The sequence below is a fragment of the Wylensekiella montiformis genome (genome assembly GCF_009697385.1).
GTDB classification, from domain to species: Bacteria; Bacillota; Negativicutes; order Selenomonadales; family Selenomonadaceae; genus Selenomonas_A; species Selenomonas_A montiformis.
The window spans coordinates 14,490-30,009 of the sequence record NZ_VUNL01000017.1 but is presented as its reverse complement, the minus strand read 5'-3'; the positions used below and the strand labels follow the sequence as shown (position 1 = coordinate 30,009).

General features: G+C 58.2%; 15 protein-coding genes. 5 read left to right on the top strand and 10 right to left on the bottom strand.

Going from position 1 to position 15,520, the window contains the following annotated elements; all coding sequences use genetic code 11:
- Positions 1-73: 73 nt before the first annotated feature.
- Entirely contained in the window at positions 74-1,354 is a 1,281-nt protein-coding gene (locus tag FYJ78_RS11980) for an NCS2 family permease (RefSeq protein ID WP_154621625.1), read from the bottom strand.
- Positions 1,355-1,599: 245 nt separating this feature from the next.
- Here FYJ78_RS11980 and FYJ78_RS11975 point away from each other — a divergent pair, with 245 nt between their 5' ends.
- Positions 1,600-2,244 carry a Crp/Fnr family transcriptional regulator gene (locus FYJ78_RS11975; RefSeq protein WP_235900055.1) on the top strand — a complete coding sequence of 215 codons (645 nt, stop codon included), beginning with the start codon at positions 1,600-1,602 and terminating at the stop codon, positions 2,242-2,244.
- The gene (locus tag FYJ78_RS11970; protein WP_154621623.1) at positions 2,241-2,726 is read left to right on the top strand and encodes a hypothetical protein; all 486 of its coding nucleotides are present in this window, start codon (positions 2,241-2,243) and stop codon (positions 2,724-2,726) included. Before FYJ78_RS11975 ends, FYJ78_RS11970 begins: the two co-directional genes overlap by 4 nt.
- 45 nt (positions 2,727-2,771) lie before the next feature.
- Here FYJ78_RS11970 and alr read toward each other — a convergent pair whose 3' ends face one another.
- A complete protein-coding gene (gene alr / locus FYJ78_RS11965) occupies positions 2,772-3,890 on the bottom strand; it encodes an alanine racemase (protein ID WP_154621622.1) in 1,119 nt (372 codons plus the stop codon).
- A gap of 92 nt (positions 3,891-3,982) precedes the next feature.
- Between alr and FYJ78_RS11960 the strand changes: the two genes are divergently transcribed.
- Positions 3,983-4,369: a NusG domain II-containing protein gene (locus FYJ78_RS11960; protein ID WP_235900053.1), complete on the top strand. Its 387-nt coding sequence runs from the start codon at positions 3,983-3,985 to the stop codon at positions 4,367-4,369.
- A 45-nt stretch (positions 4,370-4,414) separates the two neighbouring features.
- Positions 4,415-4,924, top strand: coding sequence for a Gx transporter family protein (locus FYJ78_RS11955; protein WP_154621621.1), 510 nt, complete (start codon positions 4,415-4,417; stop codon positions 4,922-4,924).
- Between the two features lie 79 nt (positions 4,925-5,003).
- Here FYJ78_RS11955 and FYJ78_RS11950 read toward each other — a convergent pair whose 3' ends face one another.
- From FYJ78_RS11950 to FYJ78_RS11920, 7 genes are all read right to left on the bottom strand, one after another.
- Positions 5,004-6,266 carry an S-layer homology domain-containing protein gene (locus tag FYJ78_RS11950; protein WP_154621620.1) on the bottom strand — a complete coding sequence of 421 codons (1,263 nt, stop codon included), beginning with the start codon at positions 6,264-6,266 and terminating at the stop codon, positions 5,004-5,006.
- Positions 6,267-6,507: 241 nt separating this feature from the next.
- Positions 6,508-7,788: a copper amine oxidase gene (locus FYJ78_RS11945; protein ID WP_154621619.1), complete on the bottom strand. Its 1,281-nt coding sequence runs from the start codon at positions 7,786-7,788 to the stop codon at positions 6,508-6,510.
- Positions 7,789-7,810: 22 nt separating this feature from the next.
- Complete coding sequence (locus tag FYJ78_RS11940; RefSeq protein WP_408014471.1) at positions 7,811-8,596, bottom strand: polysaccharide deacetylase family protein; 786 nt, start codon at positions 8,594-8,596, stop codon at positions 7,811-7,813.
- Positions 8,597-8,618: 22 nt separating this feature from the next.
- Positions 8,619-9,563, bottom strand: a complete 945-nt coding sequence (gene whiA / locus FYJ78_RS11935; RefSeq protein ID WP_154621617.1) for a DNA-binding protein WhiA — start codon at positions 9,561-9,563, stop codon at positions 8,619-8,621.
- Between the two features lie 21 nt (positions 9,564-9,584).
- A complete protein-coding gene (locus FYJ78_RS11930; protein ID WP_154621616.1) occupies positions 9,585-10,901 on the bottom strand; it encodes a gluconeogenesis factor YvcK family protein in 1,317 nt (438 codons plus the stop codon).
- Between the two features lie 6 nt (positions 10,902-10,907).
- A complete protein-coding gene (gene rapZ / locus FYJ78_RS11925) occupies positions 10,908-11,843 on the bottom strand; it encodes an RNase adapter RapZ (RefSeq protein WP_154621615.1) in 936 nt (311 codons plus the stop codon).
- Between the two features lie 48 nt (positions 11,844-11,891).
- Entirely contained in the window at positions 11,892-12,698 is an 807-nt protein-coding gene (locus FYJ78_RS11920) for a Cof-type HAD-IIB family hydrolase (protein ID WP_154621614.1), read from the bottom strand.
- Positions 12,699-12,852: 154 nt separating this feature from the next.
- Here FYJ78_RS11920 and clpX point away from each other — a divergent pair, with 154 nt between their 5' ends.
- Positions 12,853-14,136, top strand: coding sequence for an ATP-dependent Clp protease ATP-binding subunit ClpX (gene clpX, locus FYJ78_RS11915; protein WP_154621613.1), 1,284 nt, complete (start codon positions 12,853-12,855; stop codon positions 14,134-14,136).
- Positions 14,137-14,441: 305 nt separating this feature from the next.
- Here clpX and aroF read toward each other — a convergent pair whose 3' ends face one another.
- Complete coding sequence (aroF, locus tag FYJ78_RS11910; RefSeq protein WP_154621612.1) at positions 14,442-15,473, bottom strand: 3-deoxy-7-phosphoheptulonate synthase; 1,032 nt, start codon at positions 15,471-15,473, stop codon at positions 14,442-14,444.
- Between the last annotated feature and the right edge of the window lie 47 nt (positions 15,474-15,520).

Sequence of the window (15,520 nt, the reverse complement as noted above, 5' to 3'; positions counted from 1 at the left end):
CGACAAAAGGCTTCGGGCGATTTTGGAGGAATCAGCCGAAGCCTTTTGTCAAGAAGCTTTATGTTAATTGCTTTCAGAACCCTGACTGGAAAACAAGGTTCAAAAGGAAAAGAAAGCCTAACCCGTACCCCAGTACGTGGACCTCGCGAATCCGCCCGTTCATGATCTTCAACAGGGGATATGCTGTAAAACCAAAGGCAAGACCCGTGGAAATGCTGCCCGACCAGGGGATCAGCACGACAACCAGAAAGGCGGGGAACCACTCCGAGAAGTCATTAAACTCCACATACTGCAGCTGCTGCATCATCATGGCGCCCGTGATAATAATGACCGGCGCGATGGCAGCCTGGGGTACATAGGAAAGAAGAGGGATAAAGAAAAGAGAAAGGGCAAACAGCACAGCCGCCGTCAGGGCCATAAGCCCGGTACGGCCGCCGCTCGCAATGCCTGCCGCGCTCTCGGCGGCAGCCACTGTCGGGCTGGTGCCCAGAAGACCCGAGAACATCGTCGTAAACGCCGAGCCCTCGAAGGTTTTCTTGAATTTGCTCTGATCCGGCAAGATGCCCTCCAACAGGCCCATGGTCTCAAAAATCATAATCATGGACATGGAGAATACCGCCAGCAGGAAGGGGATGCTCAAAAGATGCGTGAAATCCGCCTGCAGCAAAAGCTGCGGGTACAAGGCAAGATTGCCGAGATTCAGCTCCATCGGCGCGGCATCATGGATGCCGGCAAAATAGCCGACGATACTGGTCGCAATGATTGCCAGAAAAAAACTCCCCATCACATTGCGCAGATAAAGCGCAAGGCTCAGAATCAGACCGAACAAGGCCAGCAGAGCCACCGGATTCGTGAGGCTGCCCAGTTCGATGATGGAATTCGTCCCGCGCTGAATGAGCTGCGCCTTCTCCAGACCGATCTCCACGAGATACAATCCGATACCGGCGGTAATGGCACATTTCAGCGAGGAAGGCACCGCCTGACTCAGACGGATGCACCATTTCGTACAGGCCACAAACACGAAGATCAGGCCGGACACCAGCGAAATCGCAATGGCTTCCTGCCAGTGCAGGCCCATGCTGACGCAGATCGTATACGTAAAGAACGCATTGATCCCCATTCCCGGTGTCAGGACAATCGGCGCATCGGCCACGAAAGCCATAAGCAGGCAGCCGATCACCGAAGAAAAAATCGTCGCAAAGACCGAAAGCTCCGCCGGTATTCCCGCGTCGGCCAGAATCAGCGGATTGACAATGATGATGTAGGAAATGGCAAAAAATGCAGTGATTCCCGCAATTACCTCACGCTGACAGGCCCTGCGGTCCGCCAGTGCGCCATCGAACCATCGCTTCATTCCTCCGGTCTCCTTCCCATTTCTTCTTGTTTACATCACTTAGTCTACACATTCCGGCAAAAAAAGAAAAGGACATCTGTCTTACCTGTCCCTGTTTTTTTCTTTTTCCATTATTCTGAACACGCTTCAGACAAAATCGGCAGGGAAATCCGCCCCCGAAGTCAAATATATAAAGATACAGAAGCAATGCAACGCAGTGAACAATCATAAAGAAAGGACATCCTGTTACCATGAAGCTCGACTATATGCTCGATCACATGCCCGACTCCATCCGGCGGCAGACCACCCGGCGCGTTTTCCTGCCCGGGGAATCCGTCGTCCGCAAGGGAGAACTAGCCGACCACGTCTTTCTGCTGACCAAAGGCAGTCTGCGCGTCAGCAATGAATTCGCGAGCGGACAGCGATTCACCTTCGGCTCACTCGAAGTCCCCGACCTCATCGGCGACCTTGAGGTGCTGGCCGGACAGAAAAGCTATGCGGCCTCCAATGAAGCCGTCTCCGCCTGTGAGGTCATCGCCATGAGCGCGGAAACCTTCCTGCAGTGGATGCGCTCCGACAATGAATTTGCTCTGGCCGTCGCCCAGCTGCTGGCGGCGAAAATGTACCCGACCTCCAACGAAGCGGGACGCGTCAAGTTCCTGCCGAGTCTTGATCGGCTGCACGCCTATCTCATCAAGCGCCTCGGCACGATTCAGACCGATCTGTTCATCCTGCACACCAGCCGCCAGCAGATCGCCGACGACATCGGCACCAGCGTCAAGACCGTCAACCGCGGCGTGTCCAAGCTCCGGGAAGCCGGCCTGATCAGCCTGAACCGCGGCAAGATTACCATCAACGAAGAGCAGCAGCAGGCGCTCCGCGATACATTCAGACAGGAAGAGGACGCATGAAAACCATACCATTCACCTTTCGCAATATTCTTTTGTCCATCGGCCTTTTCTGCATGATGGCCGGCATTTTCGGCCTCTCCTTCATCTGGAGCATCGACCACCGCAGCGCAGACAGCCTCTCCTCCTATTGCCGCATCGACTTCCAATCCTCCCATAACGAACAGGGCTATCTGGAAGGCGCGATACTCACCTTGTGGGACTGGCGCTACGACAGCGCCCGCATGAAGCCTGACGCCATTTTATACACCGACGGCGATGCCTGGGAGATGAAAGCCGCCGTAAAGCAATCGCCGGCCGGAACGGACAAAGACCATCCGTGGCAGAAAGAAAACAAGCTGTTTGTCGAGCTGCCGCGCGCCAGCCTTCCCGCAATAAAAAAAGCGGACAGTGTCCGCTTCCGCTTTTATTATGACAATGGGCAAACCATCGATCTGCCGCTCAACGCCCCCGATCTGGAATACTGGAAGCGTCAGCTCAACTGACGGGCCGAATACGCCAAGGCTCCTGCCGCGCCTTCGGCCATACGATCATTCCGCATGATGCACATAGACCCGCGGAACGCGCGGGGACAGCAGGCACGGAACCTCATAATTGATCGTTCCCAGCCATCCCGCAGCCTCGTCAATCGTCAGCGACGGGCTGCCGAACAGCACCGCCGTATCGCCGATCTTCACATCGGGAATATCCGTGACATCGATCATAACCTGATCCATGCAGATTCGCCCCGCGATCGGCGCGCGGCGGCCCCGTATCTCCACGCAGCCCTTCGGGCCGTAAGCGCGGATGTAGCCATCAGCATAACCGACGGGAAGCGTCGCGATGCGGCTTTCCCGCTCTGCCACAAAAGCCCGCCCGTAGCCGATGCTTTCGCCCTTATGCAGCGTCTTGAGCCAGACCACCCGCGCCTGAAGCTTCATGACGGGATGAAGCGCAATCGGATGCGTGACCTCATCGGACGGCCACAGGCCATACTGAATCACGCCGGCCCGTACCATATCGAACTGCGCCTCCGGTATCTCAAGGATCGCCGCGGATTCCGCGATATGGCGGATGGACGGATGGACCCCCTGTGCCTCCACGGCGGCGACAGCCTGACGGAACGCCTCCAGCTGCTTTTCCGTATAGCTCTTGTCCCGGCAGTCCGCCATCGCGAAATGCGAGAAAATCCCCTCGATGCGGATTCCGGGCATCGCCGCAATCTGCGCAGCCAGCGCGCCGATCTCCCCGGGGCGCACACCAATCCGGCCCATGCCCGTATCCACCTTCAAATGAACGCAGGCCGTTCTCTTCTGGCGCACCGCCTCACGGGAAAGCGCCGCCGCCAGCTCCGCGCTGCAGACCGTCTGCGTGATCCCAAAGGAAACGACATCTGCCGCCTCCTCCGGCATGACCAGCCCCAGCAGCAGAATCGGCGTCGTAAAACCGGCCTGCCGCAGCGCAATCCCCTCGGACAAAGTCGCCACGGCCAGATACGACGCGCCGGCGGCCACGGCCGCCCGGGCCACAGCCAGCGCGCCGTGGCCATAGGCATCCGCCTTGACGACGGCGCACAGCTTCACCTCCGGTTTCAGCCGCGATTTGATTTGCTCATAATTCTTTTCCAAAGCACCCAGGTCGATCTCGGCCCAGACGGCACGATTTGGCATGATAGTCGCTCCCTTTACCAATCATTGATCCTGTTAGAAGGTCTTCTTGTCAAGTATAGCAAAAGCCCTTCGGAAAGTCTATAACCATCACCATGACGAAACTGCTGAAACGAGCGGATCTCCTGCTCATTCTCACCCTGCTGTGCCTCTCCTTTGCGCCGCTGCTCTTTCTCAGCGGCCGGAGCGGCGCGGTCTACGCCGACATCACGGTAGACGGGCATCTTTACCGCCGCGTCCCGCTCTCCGGCCGCCACGGCCGCGAGGAATTCACGGTCCGGACCCCGGACGGCAGCAATACCATATGCGTCGAAGGAGAAACCATCGCGGTGACCGAAGCGGACTGCCCGGACGAAATCTGCGTCGAAACCGGCCGCGCTTCGCGTCCCGGCGACATCATCGCCTGCCTGCCCCACCGGCTCATCATCGAAGTGAAGGGAGATGCCGGCAATGAAGAACCGGACCTCATCCGCATGCGCTAACCACGGCGCCGTACCCATTCTGCCCTGATGATTCGGAGGATATTGATGAAACCGACCCGCAAACGAATCTGGATTGCCCTGCTGACCGCGCAGTCTCTCGCCCTGTTCCTGTTCGAAGGAATGATCCCCGTCCCCTTTCTCGCGCCGGGCGCCAAGCTCGGGCTGGCCAATCTCATCACTGTGCTGGCCCTGTACATCCTGCCGCGCTGGCAGGACGCGCTGACCGTCCTGCTGCTCCGCATCCTGCTGGCCTCGCTGTTCGGCGGAGGGCCGGGCATCATGATCTACAGCATAGCCGGCGGCCTGCTGAGCTTCGCGGTCATGGCGCTGCTGCGGCGCAGCCCGCGCTTCTCGCTCATTGGCGTCAGCTGCGCCGGCGGCTTCGCCCACAACATCGGGCAGCTCGCCCTCGCCGTCCTCATCACAGGAAGTCCCGGCCTGTTCCTCTATCTGCCTGTCCTCGGCCCCTGCGGCCTCGTCACCGGCTTTTTGATCGGCTTCGCCGCCTCCCGAACCCTGCTGCGCCTGCCTGCCTTCCTGCGGGAGCAGCACTGACCGCGTTTCTTTTTTCCGAACGCAAAAAAGAGGTCTGTACCCGGTACAGACCTCTCTTTTTTGTGTAATCGGATTCGAATCAGAAGAACAGCTCGACGCGGCCGAAGATGTTCTTAACCTGATTGTTGGACTGCAGTTCCTTGCCCTGTGCATAGCGAACCGTAGCGAGAACGTTCTTGAACGGAACGTAGTTCGCGCCGACCTCCCATGCCTTCTGGCCGGCATCTACCGCATCAAACGTGTTGTAGAAGTCGACGTTCTGGCCGAGGTGACGGTAAGCGACCCAGGTACCCCAGGTGCCCTTGTTCTCCGTCTCGCCGCCCTTGTAGGTCAGCTCAGCGCTGCCGGCCTTCTCATAGGAATCCGCATCATGGTTTTCCGCATAGAAGCCGTTCACGCCGAAGTTCTTGTCAAACGTATAAGCGCCTTTGAGCAGCCAGATATTGGCCTCATCCGTAGCGGCCTTCTTATAGTTCGTGTCGGCGTTGCCATAAGCCGTCTTGATATCCTCGCTGTTCAGGTGATGATAGTCAGCACCGACGGACAGCTTGCCAGCCGCATAGCCGAGGCCTGCATACTGGTAGTTTGCCGTATCAACCGGCGTATTGACCTCCTGTGCGGCATGGATGCGGCCTGCGCCCAGCGTCAGCTTGGCTGCCTTGCCGAAGGAAACCTCCGCACCGGAGAACTCGGTATCGAAGATGCTGTCGTCGTCGATCGGAGCGAACTTGCCGAGCTTCGTCTGGAAGTTCGTGTAGTCGCCCTGCGCCCAGACGCGCTTCAGCGTAACCTTATCGCTGCCGTCGTCATCGCCAGCATCCGTGTTGAGCTTCGTGTCAGCATCGAGACGGGCATTGACATGCCAGTTGCCGTTGACTTCCGCGCTCGGCTCAAGGCGCAGCTTGAGGTTGTAGTCGCGGACATCGCTCTTCTCACCTTCCGTCACACGGAAACGCGTAGCCGTATACTCCGCTTTGCCGTTCCATTTTACCATGTCGGCATTGCGCTCGAGGTTCGCCACGCGAACGCCGAGGTTGTTAAGTTCATCGGAGAACTCAGCGGCCAGCTTGTCGAGCAGAGCCTTGTCGTTGCCCGTCGCCGTGTTCTTGGCCATCGCCTTGGCGATCATCTGAGCCATCTCATAACGCGTGATGTTCTTGTCGCCCTTGAAGGTCGTGTCGCCATAGCCTTCGATGACGCCGTCAGCGGCCAGCTGGCTTACTGCATCATAAGCCCAGTGGTCAGCCGGTACATCAGAGAACGGATTGGCGGCAGCAAACGTCGTGCTGGCTGCGCCGACAACGAGCGCCGTCGTCAGTGCGGATACGAGAGTCTTTTTCATGAAGAACTCCTCCTTTAAAAAATAGAAGTAAATCGGTTCCTTAATCTTCCGGCCGAAGCTCCTCATGAGTGTCCATGTTTCCTCAGTCTCGCTTCTAACCGTTTCTCAAGGCACAGCTAATATTATCATAAAAAAACATCCTTTGCAAGCAATTTCTTGAAAATAATTATCAAAATCAAATTAAAGTTTGCTTAAGCAACGGTTTCTTCTTTTTCTTCCTGCGATTTCGGATTTTTTCCCTTTATTTCGAATCCCTTGCCGGCATGAGGATGAAGTTCACCGGCAGATTGGACGCTCCGGGCGGAGAAAACAGAAAGCATGGCTTCTGGCTCGTATGATACAGCCCCAGATCGGTCAGCTCGGTGTTTCTCGCCAGGATGGCCGTGCCGTGCTCTCTGGCCCACTCCACATTGGCCGGCTCCGGCGGCGTGCGGTCGCCGAAATACGGGCGGCTCTGCGGCGTAGGCAAAAGATTCGGCCCGACAGCGCCGTCCCGTACCTGCATCGCGCCCGCATAGACTCCGCCCAAAGGACTCAGATAATACTGCGCGGCCAGTGAACCGGACATCGGCACCCGGATCGTATACACAATCCCGTAATTTCCCTCGTTGACGACCCGGCTGCCGTCTGTCGCGTCGATCCCCTCGCGGTATTTGTCCGTGAGATTGTCCGCCAGCGGGAAATACATGATACCGTCCTCATCGGTGCAGTACGTCTTCGCCGCCGTCACCACCCGGTTCATTCCGGCAAACGTCCCCCGCAGGCGCATCGCATCCTTCGGCAAAACCGGCAGACTCCGCGAGGCCGTGACCGGATCCCCGTCAGCCGGCAGCATCAAAACCGAAACGGTCACCGGATGATCGGCATGAAAATCGTACATGCCGGCCACCAGCTGCCCCGGCTGCAGAAGGATCTCATTCATCTGCGGCCGCAGCAGCCGCCCCATCCCCCGCGGCAGGACGATAACCTCCGACATATCCCGCGCGAAATACTGCATCTGAACCGTCCTGCCTACTTTCAAATAATCTTCGTCCGGCGCTCCGCAGCCGCCCTTGGTGATGCGCACCGTCGTCAGCCCGTCATAGGCATTATCCAGCACCACAGCGACCTTTTTCGGCACATCGGTCTGATTCAGATGATAGTAAAACACGCGCGCATCGCCCTGCACCGTGTCCCGGTACAGCACACCGTCCTCCGTGACATACTCCGGACTGTCCGAAAACAGCAGCGTACCGCCCTCATCGCGCGAGGTCATGGGCAGCTGGTGCATAACCCGCGACGTTTCCCGCCACACCTCGCCGCTCGGGCGCGTTTTCCTGCGCCCCTCCATGAGAATCGCCTGAATGCGCTCCTTAAAGGTCGTCGTCCGGGCTTTATCCTGCGGCACAGGCGCCGTATGAACCACGGTCTTTCCCTGCTCCGCGGCCTCATGGCGGGACGCCGCCGCCGTGTTCATCAGACAGGCCGACAGCACGCCGGCTGCCAGCCCGAAAAACCATGGTTTATATTTCGCTTTGTTCATTTGACTCCACTCCGCTTCCTGCTTAATGCTGACGAATCCCCAACCGGGTCATGACGGCTGCCTTGAAAAGACGCAGCCGGAACTCCATCCGCCCAAACCGCGGATGCGGGATATTGATGCGCTGCAGCAGATACGGATCCGTCTGAAACGTATTGAGTCCGGCATCCCCGGTCACGGCGGTCAGATAGCCGTTCTGCGCCAAAAGCTCCGGCATGCCGCTGTCGTATGCGCCATTGGGATAAGAAAAGCTGAACACCGTATGAATCCCGTTCCATTCCAGCAGGAGCTTGGACAGCCGCATCTCTTCCTCCTGCCTGCTGCGGTCCATCTCCGTCAGCGGCTGATGGTTCGCCGTATGGCTGCCGATCTCGATGCCGCGCTCCTGCATATCGCGCAGCTCATCCCAGGTCAGATACCCCGGCAGGCCGATATCGTTGGTAACCATATAGACCGTCGCCTTCATGCCGTACGATTCCAGAATCGGCAGGAGCGTCGTGTAGTTGCTCTCATAGCCGTCATCAAACGTCAGAATCACCGGCCGCGGCGGCAGCTCGGCCTTGCCCTTTTTCGCCTTCATATAGTCGAGCATGCTGATGGCCGTATACCCTTCCTCCCTCAGATAATCCAGCTGATCGCGGAAGTCTTCGGGCGGCACATTATAGGCCCAGCCATCCTCCGGCGAAGTATCGGCAACCATGTGATACTCCAGAACAGGAATCCCCTCCGGCGCCGGAAGGAACGCCAGCCCGCAAAGAAAAGCCAGCAGCAGAAATCCTGCTGCCAGCGCAATTCGTCTGATTTTCTTCAAAAATGAATCCTTCTTCCTCATATTATCGTTGTTCCATCTGCGGCAGCGCGGCCGCTTCTTCCTGCAGCCTGCGCATGCGGTAGCTCATGCCGGGCTTGCTGATCCCCAGCATCCCGGCCAGCTCCGTCAGATTCGCATCCGGATTTTCCTGCCGGACCCGGGCCGCTGCCTGCAGCTTCTGCGGCAGGCGGGACAGGCAGCCCGTCCGGGCCAGCACCCGGATCGCCGCCAGCTGACGGCCGGCCGCATCGACGGTTTTCTGCAGATTGGCCGTCTCGCAGTTGACCAGACGGTTGACCTGCCCGCGCACCTCCTTAAGATTGCGGGCGACTTCAAAGGCTTCTGCCGCCTTCGCGGCCCGGATCATGGACAGAAAGTCAATGATCGCGTCACATTCTTTCAGATAAACGAGATAAACGTCCTTGCGGTCCGTAAACCCGGCGGGAAAATTCATGCGCTTCAGCAGGGTATGCAAAAGCTTGCCCAGCTCGTAGCTCCCCGTCACCAGTTCCAGATGATAGCTCGCCTCCGGCCGGTTCACACTGCCGCCGCCCTGAAACGCGCCGCGCAAATACGCCACGCGGCAGCAGTTCTTCTTCAACAGGCCCATATCGTTTTCCATATTCAGACGGTCCCCCTGCAGGAACCCCAGCTTCTTCATCAGATCATTCACCGCCGGCGAAGGCATGACGCGGACCGTATAGTCGTTATTCTTGTTCAGCTGACGGGAGCGGCGCACCGTGATCTCCGTGCGGATGCCGCCGCCCTCCTTTTTCAGCAGCAGCAGCGCCTTGCGGGCCACGGCCGCGTTCTTCGTCGTGAGATTCAGACCAAAGGTATGATGTAGGCCAATCGTGATGGCCGCGCTCATACGCAGAAGGGCCGCCAGCTCCGCCAGACGACAGCAGGCAGACTCCTCATTCAGCCTTGCCAGTTCATTTTTTACTTCTGTCGCAAAAGACGGCATGGACGCAACCTCCTTCCACCGTCACAGCCGGTCTTTGCCGTCCATGCCACCGGGCTGAAAGCGGTAAACCATCTGCATCACGCTCCGGCACAGCTTGTCCGGGTCATGACGGATCAAATCCGTCTCGCTGATGATATCCGCCTTCACAAAGCCGATTCCCAGCGCATTGATTGCCTCCTCGTCGACTTCCACCGGATAAGCTCCGCGCTCGGCATAATACGCCTGCATCTCCCGGGAGATCGGCGCCGCATTGACCAGCATATAGTCGATCACGCCCTTGCCGCCGTGGTCGATGATCGCTTTGGCGTGCATGGATGCCGTATAGCCGTCCGTCTCGCCGGGCTGCGTCATGACATTGCAGATATAAATCTTGACCGCTCTGCTCTTGCGCAGCGCCTCCGCCACGCCGTCCACCAAAAGATTCGGCATGATGCTGGTATACAGGCTTCCCGGGCCGAGAATGATGGCGTCCGCCGTAGTCAGGGCGTCCAGCGCCGACTGAACCGGCTGCGCATGCTCGGGGAAAAGGCGCACCCGGCGAATCCGCTTGTGCACCTCCGGGATATGCGACTCGCCCTCGACCACCGTGCCGTCCTCCATGACCGCGTCCAGACGCACATGATCCTTGGAGGCGGGCAGTACCTGCCCCTTGACAGCCAGTACCTTGGACGACTCCTTGAGCGCCGTTTCCACATCGCCGGTGACTTCCGTCATGGCCGCGATGAACAAATTGCCGAAGCTGTGTCCGGCCAGCTCGCTCGTCCCCTTGAAGCGGTACTGAAACAGCTTCTCCATCAGCGGTTCCGTATCCGCCAGCGCGACCAGACAGTTGCGGAGATCACCCGGCGGGATGATGCCCAGCTCCTCGCGCAGACGTCCCGACGAGCCGCCATCATCCGCCACCGTCACCACCGCGGAAACATTGCTGGTCGCCGACTTGATACCGCGCAGCAGAACGGAAAGCCCATGGCCGCCGCCGACCACCGCCACAGTCGGCCCCTTTCCCAGCCGGCGCTTTTCATAAATAATATCGACCAGCCGCTCCGAATTGTCCGGCAGCAGGACCGTGATCACCGAACGGATGACGAACCGCGTCGCGACCAGCATCAGCACGACGCCCAACGCCACGACGGCAATGCCGATCAGCGTAGAAAACGTATAATTATAACTGCCTTTCCAGAGATAAACAGCCCGGAAAATGGCTTCCTCGATATAATCCAGATATTTATAGTTAAAGACCAAGGCCAGTCCCAGACTTACCAGCATGACGCCTGCCGAAAACAGCAACAGCCATCGCTTGAACTTCATGCCGGGATAAAGCCACTTCAATAAATGCATGGATAATCAGCACTCCTCACGCACATGTTCGCGGACATCATTCTTCATGAGGTCGCGATGCTCCAATTTGGCCGGATACCCCTTGGCGCCGAGCCGGTCAAAAATATGCTTCGCGATAAACACACTGCGGTGCATGCCTCCCGTACAACCGACGGCGATGACCAGCTGGCTCTTCCCCTCCTTGATATACTGCGGGACCAGAAAATCAATCATCCCGTCAAGATGGCGCAGAAACTCCTGCGTGACCGGCCACTGCGCGATATAATCCGCCACCTCCGGCACCGCGCCGCTCTTATGCCGCATCGATTCGATATAAAAAGGATTCGGCAGGAACCGCACATCCAGCACCATATCCGCGTCGAGCGGCATGCCGAACTTAAAGCCGAACGACAATACGTTGATATTCATCTGCTCGCCCTCGCCGGTGCCGAAAATGCGGTGAATCTTATCCCGCAGATCCGCCTTGCGCAGCTCTGACGTATCGATAATATAAGTAGCCTTTGCCCGCACGGGCGCGAGGCGCTCACGCTCCCGGGCGATGCCCTCAGAAATGCGCGAGGACGGCGCCATCGGATGGCGCCGCCGCGTTTCCTTGTAGCGGCGGATAATCACCGGATCGGACGCATCCATGAACAGCATCTCATACGGTACATCATCGCGGTTCATATCCTCGAGAATATGAACAAACGTATCGAAAAACTCCCGGCTCCGCGTATCGACCACCAGCACGACCTTGCCGACATGGCCGCCCGCGTGCTTGCAAAGCTCCACAAACTTCGGGATAAAGACCGGCGGCAGATTGTCCACGACAAAATACCCCAGATCCTCCATATACCGGCAGGCCTGTGTTTTGCCGCCGCCCGACATTCCCGTTACAATAACCAGACGGAACTTATCTTCCTTCTGCCCTGTTTTCTGACCGTCCTGTATCTTTTCCAGCATATTCTCACCTTCTATATCGATAGTCCATACGTCGCCCGGCGGCGGGACTCACTCCCGCCCCAGAACATAGCGGTAAACAGCGACGGCAAAGCCGTTCTGCTCACACTCTGACGTCACATAATCGCAGGCTTCCCGCACCTCTGGCACCGCATTGCCCATCGCCACGGAGCGGCCGGCCGCCTTCAGCATCGGCAGATCATTCTCCGCATCGCCGATCGCCATGGTATCGGCGGCCGCAATGCCCAGCGTTTCCGCCAGACGGCGGATCCCGTCCGCCTTGCTGACACCCGGATTGATGATCTCCGCATAATTCGCCTTGGACCGGACCGGCGACACCTCCCGGCCGAACGCCTCCCGCAGCTCATGCAGGCGGGCCTCCGTCTGCTCCGCGCCGTCCGTGATGGACAGCAGCTTGCTGACCTCCTCCGTATGCTCCATGAGGCCGTCCCAACCGACGACATGCCCCCGAATCTGCTGATCGCGCTCATAGGCCCGGGCATAATCGTCGTATTCGGCAAAGTAAAGCTCATCCCGGCTGTACGTCTGAACATGCCAGCCCCGCATCCGGCAGAACTCCACCACGCGGCGGACCGTCCCGGGCTGAATATCGCTGCGATAATAAACCCGGCCGGACGTCGAGCGGATCAGCGCGCCGTTATACGTGATGATCGGAACCTCCACGCCGAGCGCCTCGGCCACCGGCAGCGCCGCCCGATACATCCTGCCCGTAGCGATCGTCACCGTGACGCCGGCCCGGACAGCCTCGCGGACAGCCCGGATATTCTCCGGCGATACGGTTTTCCCTCCCGGCAGAAGCGTGCCGTCCAGATCCGTCACAAAAAGTTTTACGCTCATAATGCCCCTCCAATCCGCAACATCTTTCCGACGGTTCTATTTTCTCACATCGCCGGGAAATTGCAAGCATTGCTTGAAAAAAGCCGCCCGATATAAGATAATAGAAGGCAACAGAATCAACGGGAAACCCTTTATGTCAGAAAGGACGTTTTTTATGGCTAACCAGACAATCCAGCACCAATGCAGCTTCTGCAAGCGTGTCATCACGGTCCGCGACCAATACGATCTGCCGATTTACGACCCGAACACCGGCTTTGCGATCTGCAAAAACTGCGTCCGCGAAATCAACCACTTCCTCGACGAACACGAAAGCGCCGTCCATCAGGAAGAAAAACACGAATTCGCGGAACAGCTCGATGATATTCTGGCAAAAAACAAACCGCATATCATCAAAAAATATCTCGACGAATACATCATCAATCAGGACCGCGCCAAAAAAATCCTCTCGGTCGCCGTATACAACCACTATAAGCGCATGAAATACGGCTATACAAACAACGACGGAACCGAAATCGAAAAATCCAACGTCATCATGCTCGGCCCATCCGGCTGCGGCAAAACCGCTCTGCTCTCCCACCTGTCCCGGCTTCTCGACATCCCCTTCGCCGTCACCGACGCATCCAGCCTGACCGAAGCCGGCTTCGTCGGCGCCGATGTCGAAGTCGCCGTCCGCAACCTCTACTACGCGGCCGACAAAGACGTCGAGAAAGCCGAACACGGCATCATCTACCTCGATGAATTCGACAAAATCGCCCGCAAATCCGGCGCCAACAACTCCATCACCGCCGATCCGGGACACGAAGGCGTCCAGCAGGCGCTGCTGAAAATGCTTGAAGGCAGCGTCGTCGAATTCACCTCCCGCGGACAGCGCAAGCATCCCGAAGCCCCGACGATCAAAGTCGACACGAAAAACATCCTGTTCATCGTCGGCGGCGCCTTCGTCGGCATCGAGGACGTCATTGCCAAGCGCCTGTCCAAATCCTCCTCGATCGGCTTTGGCGCCGAGGTGCAGGGAAAAGACGAAAAGCCAAAATTCGATGAACTCATTCATCAGGTACGCCCGGAAGACCTCATGCAGTACGGCATCATCCCGGAAATCATCGGCCGGCTGCCCGTGATCTGCACCCTCGAAACTCTGGACGAAGATGCCCTGCTGCGCATCCTGACCGAGCCGAAAAACGCGCCGGTCAAGCAGTACGAAAAACTGCTGGCCATGGACAACGTCCAGCTCGAATTTCAGGAAGACGCCCTGCGCGCCGTCGCCCGCAAAGCCATCCAGCGAAAGACCGGCGCCCGCTCGCTCAAGGGCATCATCGAAGACGTCATGCTCGACGTCATGTTCGACATCCCCAAATCGGACGAACCGCGCAAAGTCGTCATCACCAAGGAATGTATCGAAGACGGCGCCAAGCCGGAAATCGTCAAAACCAGCGCATAAGAAAACTTAATCCGGGAAGGTTTCGACTCCTTCCGACTCCGGTTGAACAAGTTCAGGGCAAACGCAGAACCCGAAAAGGCATGACCGCAAGCCAGCGCTTACGGCCATGCCTTTTTTTCATGCCAAGATGTCCCCTCTTCCGCAATAAAACGGCAAACACCGTCCCCTCTTCCGGGTTCGCTGTGCTCACCCACCTTCCCCCGAGGGGGAAGGCTCGCTATACCGGCCATTAAGCCTTCCCCTTGGGGGGAAGGTGCCGAACGAAGTGAGGCGGATGAGGGGGCAGATGAAGACCTTCCCCTTCCTCAGACTTCCATGGGCTGGATGCGTTCCTGCTTCATGAATCGGGACAACTTCCGGATGCCGTCCATGATTTCCTGATAGTGCTCCGGCGTCAGGGACTGCGGGCCATCGGACAGGGCCTTGGCCGGATTCGGATGAACTTCCATCATGAGGCCGTCCGCTCCGGCGGCAATGGCCGCAAAGGCCATCGGCTTGACCATCCGCCATTTGCCTGTGCCGTGGCTCGGATCGACGATGATCGGCAAGTGCGAAAGATGCTTGACCGCCGCTACCGCGCTGAGATCCAGCGTATTGCGCGTATACGTTTCATAGGTGCGGATTCCGCGCTCGCACAGCACGACATCCGGATTGCCCGCGTTCATGATATATTCCGCCGCGTTGAGCCATTCATCGATGGTCGCCGCCAGACCGCGTTTCAGAAGGACCGGCTTGCCGCACTTGCCGACTTCCTTGAGCAGGCCGAAGTTCTGCATGTTGCGGGCGCCGACCTGCAGCATATCCGCATAAGCCGCCACGCGGCCGATCGCTTCGACCGTCGTCACTTCGGTGACGATGCGCAGCCCAGTGCGCTCTCTGGCTTCGGCCAGATATTTCAGCCCCTCTTCTTCCAGCCCCTGAAAGGAATACGGCGAGGTGCGCGGCTTGTAAGCGCCGCCGCGCAGGAACTGTGCGCCGGCCGCCTTGACGATGTCCGCCGCCTCAAAGAGCTGTTCCTTCGACTCCACGGCGCATGGCCCGGCCATGATCACCGGCGCATCGCCGCCGATCTTCACGCCGGCCACGTCGATGACGCTGGACTGCGGATGAAATTCGCGGCTCGCCAGCTTATAGCTCTTGGAAATCGCCACCGACTTTTCCACGCCGGGCAGCGCGTCGACCGGCACAGACGCCAGCTTCGTCTTGTCGCCGATCACGCCGACGATCTTCTGCTGGCTTCCCTCCATGACCTTGGCCTCCAGCCCCGCGTTCGTGATTGCCTCGATCACACCCTTGATATGCTCTGCCGTTGCGTCCGGATTCATAATAATAACCATGTTTTCTCCCTCTTTCTTTTCCTTATAACGACTTCCTTATAACTACC